This is a genomic window from Anaerostipes stercorihominis (assembly GCF_057535655.1).
In genome coordinates, this window is record NZ_BAAJCL010000007.1 from 1 (window position 1) to 14,314 (window position 14,314).

The window sequence follows — 14,314 nt, forward strand, 5'->3', positions numbered from 1 at the left end:
ACTAACCCAATTTGGATTAGTCTCAATGTTAAATTACTACACCAAAAGGTGTGTTACTTGTTAAGTTGATTGAACCGCCGTATACGGAACCGTACGTACGGTGGTGTGAGAGGTCGAAATTTCTCGCCTAAGAGGAATTTCTCCTACTCGATCCGGTACTTTTTCGTTTTACAATAAATGGTTCAAACTCCAGCTTTGTAACAAAGCTTCTTGGTTGGTTTTTTGTTTTGGAATCTCGGAGCCTTGCAATAATATCTACCGCCTCTCGTCCTTTTGCCTCGATGGAGTGTTCCACAGTGGTAAGTGAGATGCGGTTCATATCTGCCATCGGAATATTGTCAAATCCACAAACAGAAAAATCAGAGGGAACTTTATACTTCATTTCATAGAGAGCGTCGAGAATTCCGAATGCAACCATGTCGTTGTAGCCCACAAATGCGGTGGAAGAGGTTCCCTCTTCAAGAATTTGTTTGGTTAGGTTATATCCAGAAGAGTATTCCAAAAGGTTTGGGGACAGGAGATTATATTCCCCCGGAGAAAGGGAACGTATTTCAACACAATGTTCTCCAAGACCGTGTTCCAAAAATGTATTTACAAGACCATCGTATCGTTTGGAGCGGGAGCGCTCAATGCTGCTAATGGGAGTGGAAATATACGTGATTTTTGTATGCCCCAGCGATATCAGATGTTCTGCTACCAGCCTTGCCGGTTTCAGGCTGCTGACATGAATGGAATCGAAGGCAATGTCATCGTTTTTATCTCCAATATTCACAATGGGAAGCTGCTTGGACATTTCATTGACTTCCGGAAGAAATGAGGTTGGATAGAGATAGACAATGCCGGCGGTATCCAGATTGTCTTTGACCATATCCAGATAATATTGTTCGGTACTTGGGTTTCTGAGAGTTGGTGCGGCAAAGGTAACATATCCGTAATCATGAGCCCGTTCTGTGATGGAATGAATCAGAGTTGTATAATAGTGGTTTGAGAGGAACGGACACATGATGATGATAACTTTTGAAAGTGCATTGGAGTGAGAAATTTTCGATTTCTTTTTTTGATATCCCAGATCGCCGGCGGCGGAAAAGACTCTGCGTTTGGTTTCTTCGGAAAAGGAAACGCCGCTTTTGTTGTTTAAAATCATGGAAACCGCAGATTGGGAGACTCCCGCATGTCTGGCAATATCTTTTGTTGTGATCTTTTTCTTGTTGGCCATAACTCCTCCTAATCAAAATTTTTTAATTAATTAATTGCGATTAATAAAAATAAATTTTATTAGTAATAAAATGATAAATATTAATCAGATTAAATGTATCATAACACAAAAGGAAAAGAAAAGGTAGAGAAAATCAGGCTTTTTTCAGGAACGGATGACAGGCTGTGCAGATCTTTTGATCGGAGAAATCAAATGTGCCGTTAATAAATTAAAAAAATATTAATGAAAACCCATAAACATACGGAAATAAGCGGTTTTTTAGAGTTTGACAAGAGGGCACATCCGTGTTTAAATGATAACAGAAACGAAAACCAACACTTTTTAGGAGGAATGGAATTATGAGATTTTTTGTAGACACAGCCGATGTAGATCAGATTCGCAAAGCAAACGATATGGGAGTAATCTGTGGAGTAACAACAAATCCTTCCTTAATCGCAAAATCAGGAAGACAGTTTGATGATGTCATCAAGGAAATTACTTCCATTGTGGACGGAGCGATCAGCGGAGAAGTGAAAGCGACAACCACAGATGCAGAGGGAATGATTAAAGAAGGAAGAGAAATCGCAAAAATTCATCCGAATATGGTGGTTAAAATTCCTACAACAATTGAAGGATTAAAAGCTACAAAGGTTTTGGCTTCTGAAGGAATTAAGACAAATTTAACATTGATCTTTAACCCGAATCAGGCGCTTCTTGCAGCAAGAGCGGGAGCAACTTATGTATCTCCGTTCCTTGGAAGATTAGATGACATTTCTCAGAACGGTTTAGATTTAATTGCCGATATTAAAGAAATTTTTGATATGGCGGGAGATATTGATACACAGATTATCTGCGCAAGTGTTCGTAATCCGATCCACGTGATTGAATGCGCTAAGATGGGAGCAGATATTGCAACAGTACCTTACAGTGTATTTGAGCAGATGATGAAACACCCATTGACAGATCAGGGAATTGAGAAATTCCAGGCAGACTATAAAGCAGTATTCGGAGAATAAGAAAGGGTGGTATACACGATGACAACCGCAGAATTAAAGAAAACAGCCAATGAGATCCGTAAGGGCATTGTGAAATCAACGCATGCCGCAAAATCCGGACATCCGGGTGGATCTTTATCAGCAGCAGATGTATTTACATATTTATATTTTGTTGAGATGAATGTAGATCCGGAGAATCCAAAAGATGAGGATCGCGATCGCTTTGTATTATCCAAAGGTCATGTTGCGCCGGGATATTACGCAACATTAGCAGAGAGAGGTTTCTTCCCGAAAGAAGATCTGTTAACTTTAAGACATGTAGGATCCTATTTGCAGGGACATCCGGATATGAAGAAAATTCCTGGTGTTGATATGTCCAGCGGTTCTCTCGGACAGGGAATCTCAGCAGCTGTCGGTATGGCACTGGCTGCGAGATTACAGGACAAAGATTACCGCACCTATACACTTCTTGGAGATGGCGAGATTCAGGAAGGTCAGGTTTGGGAAGCCGCAATGTTTGCAGGAGCGAGAAAACTGGATAACCTGGTCGTGATTGTTGATAATAATGGTCTCCAGATTGATGGAAATATTGAAGATGTTTGCTCTCCATATCCGATTGCAGACAAGTTTAAAGCCTTTAATTTCAACGTCGTTGAAATCGACGGACATGATTTCGATCAGATTGCAGATGCATTTAAGCAGGCGAAGGAATGCAAAGGAATGCCAACTGCAATTGTGATGAAAACCGTCAAAGGAAAAGGTGTATCCTTTATGGAAAATCAGGCTTCATGGCATGGGGCTGCACCAAACGATGAACAATTAGAACAGGCACTGAAAGATTTAGAAAAGGTGGGCGAGTAAGATGGCAGATGTAAAGAAGATTGCGACAAGAGAAAGCTATGGAAATGCTTTGGTTGAATTAGGAAATGAAAACCCTAATGTTGTAGTTTTGGATGCCGACTTGGCCGCTGCAACAAAAACAGGCGTATTTAAGAAGGCGTTTCCGGAAAGACATATTGACTGTGGAATTGCCGAGTGCAACATGGTAGGTATCGGAGCAGGGCTGGCAGCAGCAGGAATGGTTCCGTTTGTCAGCAGTTTTGCAATGTTTGCAGCAGGACGTGCTTTTGAGCAGGTGAGAAATTCGATTGGATATCCTCATCTGAATGTGAAGATCGGGGCAACTCACGGCGGAATCTCTGTAGGAGAAGACGGAGCTACGCATCAGTGCTGTGAAGATATTGCTTTAATGCGCACAATTCCGGGAATGACAGTGATTGTTCCTTCTGATGATATTGAAGCAAAGGCAGCCGTAAAGGCAGCAGCGGAAATGGATGGTCCGGTTTATATGAGATTCGGACGTTTGGCAGTTCCGGTAATTAATGATGAAGACTATAAGTTTGAAATCGGAAAAGGAAAGGTCTTAAAAGAAGGTTCTGACGTTGCAGTCATTGCAAATGGACTTTGTGTGGCAGAAGCTATGGAGGCAGCAAAGAAATTAGAAGCAGACGGCATCAATGTGAAAGTCATTAATATGGCAACCGTAAAACCGTTGGATGACGCGTTGGTTTTGGAAGCAGCAAAAGAGACCGGAAAAGTCGTTGTTGTAGAAGAACATTCCGTTATCGGCGGACTGGGAAGCGCTGTATGTGATGTTCTGGCAGAAAAGGCACCGACACCGGTATTAAAGATTGGTGTGAATGATGAGTTCGGACATTCCGGACCTGCGATTGAATTGATCAAAGAATTTGGTTTGGATGCAGACAGCATTGCGGCAAAAGTAAAAGCTTTTGTGAGATAAATAATAAGAATAAGAAAAAATAAAAAGCAGAAGATTTGCTCTGACAGCAGATCTTCTCTTTTTTTAGGTGGACTTATGGTTTTTGCTTTCCTCTATTACAAAAACGCTCCGCAGGATGCACACGATGTGCAGAGGAAAGCTGCGAAAGCTTACAATCCCGGAATGTGCCTTTGGCACTTCCGGTGATTTGGTGATGTCTTTGGTTTGATCGTAAGAAAAAATCATGTTATAATAAAAGCTATGTCAGAAACGTATACCGCAGGGCACGCGTAAATTCAAAGCCCTGCGGCTGGGTGGACTTTGTCCGATAAGGTATAAAAATTAAGGAGTTTAAGATGGGAAAATATTTTGGAACAGATGGATTTCGGGGAGAAGCGAATATAGATTTAACTGTGGAACACGCATATAAGGTGGGGCGTTTTATCGGGTGGTATTTTAATCAGAAAACAGCCAGAGCAAAGGTTGTGATTGGAAAGGATACGAGACGCAGTAGCTATATGTTTGAGAATGCCTTGGTGGCAGGGCTTACAGCTTCCGGGGCGGATGCTTATATGCTGTATGTTACCACAACGCCGAGTGTAGCGTACGTAGTAAGAACAGAGCAGTTTGACTGCGGCATTATGATTTCTGCCAGTCATAATCCGTTTTATGATAATGGAATCAAATTAATAAATGCCAAGGGCCACAAAATGGAAGCAGAGGTTGAGGAAAAAATTGAAGCATACATTGATGGGAAAATCGAAGAACTTCCATTTGCGACAAAAAAAGAGATAGGAAGGGCAAAAGATTATTCTGCGGGAAGAAATCACTACATCGGATATTTGATTTCTTCTGCGGATCGTTCTTTTAAAGGAATGAAGGTTGGACTGGATTGCGCCAACGGAAGTTCCTTTGCCATCGCCGAAAATGTGTTTAAGGCCTTGGGGGCAGAGACTTACGTCATAAATCAGGACCCGGATGGAACCAATATTAATACCAACTGCGGATCTACACATATTGAAATTTTACAGGGATATGTTAAAGAAAATCATCTGGATGTGGGATTTGCTTATGATGGAGACGCAGACCGTTGTATTGCTGTGGATGAGAACGGGAAAGTTGTGGATGGAGATTTGATTCTTTATGTGTGCGGTCAGTATATGAAGAAGCATGGAGAATTGAACAACAATACGGTTGTTACAACAGTGATGTCAAATCTTGGGCTTTACAAGGCGTTGGATGCAGCGGGAATCAGTTATGAGAAAACAGCAGTAGGCGATAAGTATGTCAATGAGAATATGGTGAAAAATGGGCATGCGCTGGGAGGAGAGCAGTCCGGGCATATTATTTTCAGAAAGTTTGCAACGACTGGGGATGGAATTTTAACTTCTCTTAAGATTATGGAAGCCATGATGGAACAGAAGCAGACACTGGGACAGTTGATTGAACCGGTTGATATTTTCCCTCAGATTCTGGAAAATGTCCGAGTGGAAGATAAGAAAGCCGCACAGGAAGATGAGGATGTCAGAGCAGTGGTTGCGGAAGTAGAAAAAGAACTGGGAGATGACGGAAGAATTTTGGTTCGCGAAAGCGGAACCGAACCGCTGATCCGTGTGATGGTAGAGGCAAGAAGTCATGAAATCTGCAGGAGTCAGGTGGATCGAGTGGTGAAGGTTTTAAGACAGAAAGGTCATGTCGTCAAATAATTTATGGAAAAGTTATATGCAGATATTATCATTAATATTTCTCATGAGGCACTGGATCGGGTATTTGGATACAAAGTGCCTTTTTCCTTAATGAGCAAAATCCGGGTGGGACAGCAGGTTGTTGTTCCATTTGGGTGTTCCAATAAAGAACAGAAAGGATATGTTGTACGTCTTGCATCTTCGATTGATTATGATGAAAGCAAAGTGAAGGAGATTCTTCGGATTGAAACAAACCACGTAGGCGTGGAGTCGAAGATGATGGAACTTGCCGCATGGATTCGGCGAAATTATGGTTCTACCATGATTCAGGCGTTAAAGACGGTGCTTCCTGTGCAGGAGAAAATAACCGGAAAAGTGCATAAATATTTAGAACTTTCCATAGATCCTGTCCATGGACAGGCTTTGCTGGAGGAGTATTTTTCAAAGCACTATACCGCAAAAGCAAGGCTTTTGGCGGCGTTGCTGGATAATCGAAGAATTTCGTGGGAAAGGGCAGCAAAGGATTTAAAGATTTCAAAAGGTACGGCAGATCGTATGGAGGAGGATGGAATTCTCCGGATTGTGACAGAGTCCTGTTACCGCAATCCGAACCCGGTGATTCAGCGAGGAAAACCACCGAACATATTAAATGATCAGCAGCAAAAGCTGGCAGATGAGTTTCGGGAGGATTTTTCACGGGGGGATCGGAAAACTTATCTGCTGCATGGAGTGACCGGAAGCGGCAAGACGGAAGTATATCTGGCAGCCATCGAAGAGGTTCTTGCCTGTGGGAAGCAGGTGATTGTTTTAATCCCGGAAATTGCTCTGACTTATCAGACGGTTGTAAGGTTTATGGAGCGGTTTGGAGAGAAGGTTTCGATCTTAAATTCCAGATTGTCGAAAGGCGAAAAATACGATCAGTGGCTGCGTGCAAAGCGGGGAGAAGTGGATGTTATCATCGGACCGAGGTCGGCATTGTTTGTGCCGTTTCCCAATCTGGGACTCATTATTATAGATGAGGAACACGAAGGAAGCTATAAAAGTGAGCAGACACCCAAATATCATGCAAGAGAAGTGGCAATTGAGAAAGCAAGAATGGAAGGGGCATCGGTGATTCTCGGTTCTGCGACTCCTTCGGTGGAAAGCTATAAAAATGCGCTGGAGGGGCGCTACAGGCTTTGGGAGCTTACAAAGCGGGCAAAAGAAGCAATCTTGCCTCAGGTATATATTGAAGATTTAAGGGAAGAATTAAAGGCCGGAAACCGAAGTATGTTCAGCCGAAAATTAAAGGCGCTGATGGAAGAGCGATTGGCGCGGGGCGAGCAGATGATGTTGTTTTTAAACCGCAGAGGGTATGCGGGGTTTGTCTCCTGCCGAAGCTGCGGACATGTGATTCAATGTCCGCACTGTGATGTGTCGATGACCTATCACAGAGAGGGGATGCTAAAGTGTCATTATTGCGGTTTCCAACAGCCGATGGTGAAGATCTGTCCCCAGTGCGGCAGTCCCTATATTGCTGCGTTTGGGCTGGGAACGCAAAAAGTGGAGGCGGCTTTGCACCGGGAATTTCCCAATGCGAAAGTTTTGAGAATGGATATGGATACCACAAAAAAGAAACATAGCCATGAGCAGATTTTAACCGCCTTTTCCAAAGGAGAAGCAGATATTCTGGTGGGAACCCAGATGATTGTAAAAGGGCATGATTTTGCCAATGTGACGCTGGTTGGGGTTCTTGCGGCAGATTTGTCATTGCACGCCAGTGATTACCGGGCAGGGGAGCGAACTTTTCAGCTTTTGACGCAGGCGGCGGGAAGAGCCGGACGGGGAGAAAAAAAGGGGGAAGTTGTGATTCAGACCTATTCTCCGGAGCATTACAGCATTGCAGCTGCGGCAAAACAAGATTATCAGGCATTTTATCAGGAAGAAATAAGTTATCGGACCCTGCTTCGGTATCCGCCGCAGTGGCAGATGCTGGTAGTTTTTATTTCCGGTGAAGATCAAAAACAGGTAGCATCTGCAGCTCAGGCGATGGCAGCGGTAATCCGGCACATGGATCTTGCGGTTGTCGGACCAAGCGAGGCCAGCTTTGGAAAAATCAATGATCAGTATCGATGGGTAATTTATATAAAAAACGAAAAAATTGAAATATTAATTCAGGCAAAAGACCGTCTGGAAGAGTGGATCGAACAAAAAAAAATCCGCAGAAATTTGTTAGTAAATTTCGATTTTAATCCAATGAATAGTTATTAAATAAGTAGGAAGGAGCAATAAAATGGCAATTCGGAAAATACGAGTGATGGGAGACGATGTTCTCAGAAAAACAGCAAAGGAAGTCAAAGAGATCACACCTAGAATTCAGACCTTAATTGAGGATATGTATGAAACAATGTATGAGGCGATGGGAGTTGGACTGGCAGCGCCTCAGGTCGGGATTTTGAAAAGAATCGTAGTGATTGATACCGGAGAAGAGGGAGAGCGGGTCACCTTAGTAAATCCGAGAATTATTCACAGAGACGGAGAACAGATCGGAGAAGAAGGGTGCTTAAGTCTTCCGGGAAAAGTAGCCGTTGTGAAGCGGCCGGATCACGTGATTTGCAGCGCCTATGACGAAAATATGGATCCGGTCACAGTCGAGGGATTCGGTCTGTTTGCCAGGGCAATTTGTCATGAGCTGGATCATTTGGATGGAGTACTCTATCCGGATGTGGCAGAGGGACCGGTAAAAGAGGTTGCATACGAAGAAGGAGAGTAGAATGAGAGCAGTATTTATGGGAACTCCGGAGTTTGCGGTACCGACACTTCAGGCTCTGATCGATCATCATCAGGTGGAGGCTGTGGTCACACAGCCAGATAAACAAAGCGGGAGGGGAAAAAAATGGAAGTTTCCTCCGGTCAAGGAAAAAGCGGCAGAGTACAATATTCCGGTGTATCAGCCGGAGAAAGCAAGAGATGAAGCATTTGTGGAGATTCTTCAAAATATAAATCCGGATGTGATTGTAGTTGTGGCATACGGTCAGATTCTTCCGGAGAGTATTTTGAAAATTCCAAAGTACGGATGCATCAATGTCCATGGCTCCCTTCTACCAAAGTATCGGGGGGCAGCCCCGATTCAGTGGGCAGTTTTAGATGGGCAGAAAAAAACCGGAATCACTACCATGTACATGGAAAAAGGTTTGGACACCGGAGATATGATTGAGAAAGAAGAGATTTTTCTGACCCCAAAAGAAACGGCAGGATCTCTTCACGATAAATTGATGAAAGCGGGAGCAGAGCTGCTTTTAAAAACTCTGAAAAAACTGGAGGATGGAACGGCAGTTCGCATCAAACAGGAAGATGCACAGAGTTCTTATGCCAGTATGCTGACTAAAGAGATGGGACAGATTGATTTTTCAAAATCTGCCGGAGAAATTGAATGTCTGATCCGGGGAATGAATCCGTGGCCAAGCGCCTATACGTTTTTTCACGGAAAAACATTGAAAATATGGGAGGCGGAGGTTGTTGACGGATATTCGGACGGAGAGCCGGGAACCATTCTGGATGTGACCAAGGATGCTATGATTGTGGCTGCCGGAGAGGGAGCTTTGAAGCTGCAGGAAATTCAAATGGCAGGGAAAAAACGAATGAAGGTTTCCGCATTTTTGCTTGGAACTCAGGTGGAAAAAGGAATCAAGTTGGGAGATTAACATGGAAAATCCAAGAGAATGTGCACTGAATGTGCTGATCCGGGTGGATAAAAAAGAGGAATTATCACACATAGCCATTGGAAATGTACTGGAAAGATATCAGTTTTCGTCAAAGCGGGACAGAGCTTTTTTTACAAGGCTTACCGAGGGAACCTTAGAGCGGCAGATCACCATTGATTACATTGGAGATCAGTTTTCTAAAATAAAAATCCGAAAATGCAAGCCTTTGATTCGCAGCCTGCTGCGCATGAGCATTTATCAGATTTTATATATGGATCAGGTTCCGGATTCCGCCGTCTGCAATGAGGCAGTAAAATTAGCGAAAAAACGTGGATTTTCCGGATTATCCGGATTTGTAAACGGAGTGCTGCGAACGATTTCCAGAAAGAAAGAGCAAATAAAGTTTCCGGAAAAAGAAAAAGACCCGTTTCTCTATTTTTCTGTTGTCTATTCCATGCCGGAGTGGCTGGTTCGCTTTTTTCACAGGACCTATGATCTGGAGACGGTTGAGAGGATTCTTGCTTCTTATTTAGAGGAAAAGAAAACAACGCTTTGTTGTCTCATTTCCAGAGACGAGAAAGAAAACATCAGACGGTCTCTTGTCAAAGAGGGAGTGACAGTGGAGGATGGCAGTTTTCTTGAGAATGCTCTCCGTATCTCAGGCTATGATTTTTTATATCGTCTGGAGGCATTTCGAGAAGGAAAGTGCATCGTTCAGGATGAAAGCTCTATGCTGGCAGCATCGCTGCTGGATGCCAAGGAGGGACAGACGATTCTGGACCTTTGCAGCGCACCGGGCGGGAAAGCTATTTATGCCGCAGATCAGATGAAGGGAAGCGGAATGGTTTTTTCCAGAGATTTGACAGAGTATAAAGTTGATCTGGTGGAGGAAAATATAGAACGCACAGGGCTTAAAAATCTTCGGACACAGGTATTTGACGCCAGAGAACTGGATGAAGAGTTTTTGAATCGGGCAGATGCGGTAATTGCGGATTTACCGTGTTCCGGTCTTGGAATTATGGGAAGAAAAAATGATATTAAATACCATATTTCTGAGGAAGGAATGAAAGATCTGGTGAAATTACAAAGAGAGATTCTTGAGAATGCTGTGAAATATGTAAAACCGGGGGGAATTCTATTGTACAGCACTTGTACGATCAATCCGGAAGAAAACGAAGAGAATTACCATTGGATTTTAGAAAATTACGATTATGAACCGGTAGATCTGCGACAGGAGCTGCCGGAGGGATTAGAGATTGATACGGCGGCAAAGGGGTATCTGCAGCTTTTGCCGGGAATTCATCCGTGTGATGGATTTTTTGTCGGAAAGTTAAGGAGACGATAAGATGGATTTAAAGTCAATGACACTTCCCGAGCTTTGCGAATACATGGAGGCGATTGGAGAGAAAAAGTTTCGAGGCAGGCAAGTGTTTCAGTGGTTTCATAAACATTTGGCATTGTCGATGGAGGAAATGAACAATCTTCCCAAATCGTTGAAAGAAAAAATTGCGCAAAATGGAAGTATTTACGGGGTGAAGCCTCTGGATTGTTATATTTCAAAATTAGATGGAACAAGAAAGTATCTGTTTGAATTATATGACGGAAATATCATTGAGAGTGTCTTAATGAAATACCGGCATGGAAATTCTGTCTGCATTTCCTCGCAGGCAGGATGCCGGATGGGATGCAGGTTCTGCGCGTCGACTCTGGGCGGACTGGACCGAAATTTAGAGCCTTCAGAGATGCTGTCTCAAATTTATTATATTCAAAGGGATCTCGGGGAAAGAATATCCAATGTGGTGATGATGGGAACCGGAGAACCTATGGACAATTTTGAAAATGTTTTAAGATTTTTGGAACTGATTACTTCTGAGGATGGATTAAAGATCAGCCAGAGGAATCTTACGATTTCCACCTGTGGCATTGTTCCAAAGATTATAGAACTGGCACGGCATCATTTTCAGATTACTTTGGCAATTTCACTTCATTCGCCCAATGATCCCATGCGCAGAGAGCTGATGCCGATTGCAAACAAATATTCCCTGGAGGAGCTCTTTGATGCCTGCCATTTTTATTTCCAGGAGACAAACCGAAGAATTACCTTTGAGTACAGTCTTGTAGCAGGGGTCAATGATCGTCCGGAACATGCCAGAGAGCTGGCATCAAGGCTTTCCGGGTTTGCATGTCATGTCAATCTGATTCCGGTAAACCCCATCAAAGAGAGGGATTTTAAGCAGTCCGTACCGGAATCTGTCATGGAATTTAAAAAGATACTTGAAAAAAATCGTGTAAATGTTACCATAAGAAGGGAAATGGGCGCAGATATTCATGCAGCCTGTGGACAGCTTAGACGAAAGAAACTGCAGTCAAGAGTGTAAAGGAGAACGAAGATGCGATCCGTAGGAGCCTCACATATCGGAAAAGTCCGTACAGAAAATCAAGATAGAATTTTCTTTAGCGATCAGCCGGTAGGCAATTTGAAAAGTCTGTATATTGTTGCAGACGGAATGGGAGGACATCAGTCCGGAGGGTATGCGGCAGATTATGCTGTCAAACGCTTTGTGGAATTGGTGGAAGCCTCTGAGGAGAAAAATACGATAGAGTGTATGAGAGAAGCGATTGCTGCAGTGAATCAGGAAATTTCAGACAAATGCAGAAATGATGTTCAATATGCCGGAATGGGTACGACGTTTGTGGCGGCAGAGGTTTCGGATGAGAAAATTACAGTGATGAATATCGGAGACAGCCGATTGTATTATGGAGAGAAAGAGCTTAAGCAGATTACCGTAGATCACTCCTATGTGGAAGAATTGATTCATGCGGGGGTGCTGAAGAGAGAACAGGGAAGGTTTCATCCGAAGAAGAATTTGATTACAAGAGCAGTGGGAGGACAGACCGCAGTTCCAGATTTCTTTGAATTGGAAGCTAAGGAAGGATACCTGCTGCTCTGCAGCGATGGACTTACCAATATGATAGCTGATGACGAATTAAAAGAACTTCTTTTAGATCACAGCCAGATCGAAAAGAAAGCCAATCAGATGATTGCCCGTGCCAATGAGTACGGCGGGAAGGATAATATTTCGCTGGTGATTGTGGATTTAAGGAGATGAGGTGAGGACGGATGTTAGAATTGGGTACGATGCTGGGAAGCCGCTATGAGATTTTGAAAAGAATCGGCAGCGGCGGAATGGCAGATGTATATATGGCAAAAGATCATAAATTAAATCGAAAGATAGCAGTAAAAGTTTTAAAAAGTGAATACGTAGAAGATGAGAAATTTTTAAGAAAATTTGAGATAGAAGCACAGGCAGTGGCTCGCCTGAACCATCCCAATATTGTAAATATTTATGATGTGGGGATGGAAGACGGCGTGAATTATATTGTGATGGAATTGGCGGATGGAATGACTCTCAAGGATTATATTCGGCGCAAGGGATATCTGTCTCCAAAGGAGACGGTAGAGATTTCTCTGCAGATTGCTTCGGCAATTTCCCATGCGCATAAAAATCATATTATCCACAGAGATATTAAGCCTCAGAATATTCTGGTATCCGAAAGCGGAAATATTAAGGTGACAGATTTCGGCATTGCCAAGGCAGCCAACAATAATACGGTGACCTCCACGGCAACGGCCATGGGGTCTGTTCATTATATTTCGCCGGAGCAGGCAAAGGGAAGGTTTTGCGATGAGAAGAGCGATATCTATTCTCTTGGAATTACGATGTATGAGATGGCAACCGGTCATGTGCCGTTCGACCATGAAAATGGCGTAACCATTGCGCTGATGCATTTGCAGAATGAAATTGTTCCGCCGAGTCAGATTCGGGAAGATATTCCGGATAGTCTGGAAAAGATTATTTTGAAATGTGCCATGAAGAAACCGGAAGAACGCTATCAGACAGCAGAAGAATTAATCAGTGATCTGAAATTGGTGTTTGAGGATACGTCAGGGGAATATATCGGCGTTATGCCGGCTATGGATGATTCGCCGACGATTATGATTGATCAAAGTGAGCTCGGACAGGAGGAAGGGGAAATCACTGAGGATTCTGTGTTGGAAAACGGGCATGAAAATGCGTATGTGGACGGATTCGACGAAGAAGATGAGGGAGGAATGAATTCAAAGCTGGAAAAACTGGTGATTGTGCTGGCAGCAGTTGTGGGCGCGATCATTTTAATTTCTGTTTTGGTTTTTGTTGTCCGCAGTTCCGGACTGTTTAAATCCGGAAAAAGTACAGGAACGACGAAGGTATCCGTGACCACGGAATCTATGGAAACTACAGAAGATAACGAACCGTATCTTGTTCCGAAGGTTGTGGGTATGTCTTACGATGCGGCAAAAGAGCTGATCGGAGATAATTTAAAAATTAAAAAAGTGGAAAAATATGACGATGGATATGAAGAAGGAATGGTAGCAGCTCAGAGTCCGGAGAGTGACGTGGAAGTGGAAAAAGGCACTGAGATTACTCTGACGGTCAGCAAAGGAAGAGATCCGAGCAAAGAGGAAGTGGCAGTACCGGATGTGGAAGACAGGAGCGAATCCTCCGCAAAAAGTACATTAAATGAGCTTGGATTCCGCGTAAAGGTAAAGCAGGCGTATAGTTCTGATGTGAAGGAAGGGTATGTGATTTCTCAGTCTCCGTCGGGAGGAACGAAGATGCAGAAGGGTTCCTCTGTTATCATTACCGTCAGCAAAGGCGAGAAGGAAGTCGAGAAGGTGACTGTGCCGAATTTGAAGTATTATACACAGTCCGAGGCGAGACAGCAGTTAAGAAATATGGGACTGAGTCTCGGAAGTGTCTTAACAGAGTATAGTGATACTGTGGAAAGGGGTCTGGTCATCCGTCAGACGATCAGTGCGGGAACCAGGGTGAAGAAGGGAACGGCTGTGGGAATCTATATCAGTCAGGGACCCAGAACCGGTTCTACGGAAAGTACCGAAGACGATATTCAGTCGGAAGAATAACAGGAGTGTT

The 14,314-nt window shown here is 43.4% G+C and carries 12 protein-coding genes; 11 read left to right on the top strand and 1 reads right to left on the bottom strand.

The window, feature by feature from the left end:
- Positions 1–127: 127 nt before the first annotated feature.
- The gene (locus tag AC27EF_RS07960; protein ID WP_487110117.1) at positions 128–1,216 is read right to left on the bottom strand and encodes a LacI family DNA-binding transcriptional regulator; all 1,089 of its coding nucleotides are present in this window, start codon (positions 1,214–1,216) and stop codon (positions 128–130) included.
- A 338-nt stretch (positions 1,217–1,554) separates the two neighbouring features.
- Between AC27EF_RS07960 and fsa the strand changes: the two genes are divergently transcribed.
- The 11 genes from fsa (at position 1,555) to pknB (ending at position 14,304) form a co-directional block, all read left to right on the top strand.
- Entirely contained in the window at positions 1,555–2,211 is a 657-nt protein-coding gene (gene fsa / locus AC27EF_RS07965) for a fructose-6-phosphate aldolase (RefSeq protein WP_487110119.1), read from the top strand.
- A gap of 18 nt (positions 2,212–2,229) precedes the next feature.
- The gene (locus tag AC27EF_RS07970) at positions 2,230–3,051 is read left to right on the top strand and encodes a transketolase (RefSeq protein ID WP_487110121.1); all 822 of its coding nucleotides are present in this window, start codon (positions 2,230–2,232) and stop codon (positions 3,049–3,051) included.
- Position 3,052: 1 nt separating this feature from the next.
- Complete coding sequence (locus AC27EF_RS07975) at positions 3,053–3,991, top strand: transketolase family protein (protein ID WP_487110123.1); 939 nt, start codon at positions 3,053–3,055, stop codon at positions 3,989–3,991.
- A 335-nt stretch (positions 3,992–4,326) separates the two neighbouring features.
- Positions 4,327–5,676 (top strand): phosphoglucosamine mutase, encoded by a 1,350-nt coding sequence (gene glmM, locus AC27EF_RS07980; RefSeq protein ID WP_487110125.1) that lies wholly within the window; start codon positions 4,327–4,329, stop codon positions 5,674–5,676.
- 3 nt (positions 5,677–5,679) lie between these two features.
- A complete protein-coding gene (priA, locus tag AC27EF_RS07985; protein WP_487110127.1) occupies positions 5,680–7,905 on the top strand; it encodes a replication restart helicase PriA in 2,226 nt (741 codons plus the stop codon).
- A 22-nt stretch (positions 7,906–7,927) separates the two neighbouring features.
- Positions 7,928–8,407 carry a peptide deformylase gene (gene def / locus AC27EF_RS07990; protein WP_487110129.1) on the top strand — a complete coding sequence of 160 codons (480 nt, stop codon included), beginning with the start codon at positions 7,928–7,930 and terminating at the stop codon, positions 8,405–8,407.
- Position 8,408: 1 nt separating this feature from the next.
- Positions 8,409–9,338 carry a methionyl-tRNA formyltransferase gene (gene fmt / locus AC27EF_RS07995; RefSeq protein WP_487110131.1) on the top strand — a complete coding sequence of 310 codons (930 nt, stop codon included), beginning with the start codon at positions 8,409–8,411 and terminating at the stop codon, positions 9,336–9,338.
- 1 nt (position 9,339) lies between these two features.
- Complete coding sequence (gene rsmB / locus AC27EF_RS08000; RefSeq protein WP_487110133.1) at positions 9,340–10,683, top strand: 16S rRNA (cytosine(967)-C(5))-methyltransferase RsmB; 1,344 nt, start codon at positions 9,340–9,342, stop codon at positions 10,681–10,683.
- A gap of 1 nt (position 10,684) precedes the next feature.
- The gene (gene rlmN, locus AC27EF_RS08005; RefSeq protein WP_487110135.1) at positions 10,685–11,716 is read left to right on the top strand and encodes a dual-specificity RNA methyltransferase RlmN; all 1,032 of its coding nucleotides are present in this window, start codon (positions 10,685–10,687) and stop codon (positions 11,714–11,716) included.
- 12 nt (positions 11,717–11,728) lie between these two features.
- Positions 11,729–12,448, top strand: coding sequence for a Stp1/IreP family PP2C-type Ser/Thr phosphatase (locus tag AC27EF_RS08010; protein ID WP_487110137.1), 720 nt, complete (start codon positions 11,729–11,731; stop codon positions 12,446–12,448).
- Positions 12,449–12,459: 11 nt separating this feature from the next.
- Entirely contained in the window at positions 12,460–14,304 is a 1,845-nt protein-coding gene (gene pknB / locus AC27EF_RS08015) for a Stk1 family PASTA domain-containing Ser/Thr kinase (protein WP_487110139.1), read from the top strand.
- The last annotated feature ends 10 nt before the right edge of the window (positions 14,305–14,314 follow it).

Bases quoted from the DNA above. Each gene is read 5' to 3' on its own strand.
- fsa (WP_487110119.1), top strand. From the start codon at position 1,555: ATGAGATTTTTTGTAGACACAGCCGATGTAGATCAGATTCGCAAAGCA.
- AC27EF_RS07970 (WP_487110121.1), top strand. From the start codon at position 2,230: ATGACAACCGCAGAATTAAAGAAAACAGCCAATGAGATCCGTAAGGGC.
- AC27EF_RS08010 (WP_487110137.1), top strand. From the start codon at position 11,729: ATGCGATCCGTAGGAGCCTCACATATCGGAAAAGTCCGTACAGAAAAT.
- pknB (WP_487110139.1), top strand. From the start codon at position 12,460: ATGTTAGAATTGGGTACGATGCTGGGAAGCCGCTATGAGATTTTGAAA.
- priA (WP_487110127.1), top strand. From the start codon at position 5,680: ATGGAAAAGTTATATGCAGATATTATCATTAATATTTCTCATGAGGCA.
- AC27EF_RS07975 (WP_487110123.1), top strand. From the start codon at position 3,053: ATGGCAGATGTAAAGAAGATTGCGACAAGAGAAAGCTATGGAAATGCT.
- rsmB (WP_487110133.1), top strand. From the start codon at position 9,340: ATGGAAAATCCAAGAGAATGTGCACTGAATGTGCTGATCCGGGTGGAT.
- AC27EF_RS07960 (WP_487110117.1), bottom strand. From the start codon at position 1,216: ATGGCCAACAAGAAAAAGATCACAACAAAAGATATTGCCAGACATGCG.
- rlmN (WP_487110135.1), top strand. From the start codon at position 10,685: ATGGATTTAAAGTCAATGACACTTCCCGAGCTTTGCGAATACATGGAG.
- def (WP_487110129.1), top strand. From the start codon at position 7,928: ATGGCAATTCGGAAAATACGAGTGATGGGAGACGATGTTCTCAGAAAA.
- fmt (WP_487110131.1), top strand. From the start codon at position 8,409: ATGAGAGCAGTATTTATGGGAACTCCGGAGTTTGCGGTACCGACACTT.
- glmM (WP_487110125.1), top strand. From the start codon at position 4,327: ATGGGAAAATATTTTGGAACAGATGGATTTCGGGGAGAAGCGAATATA.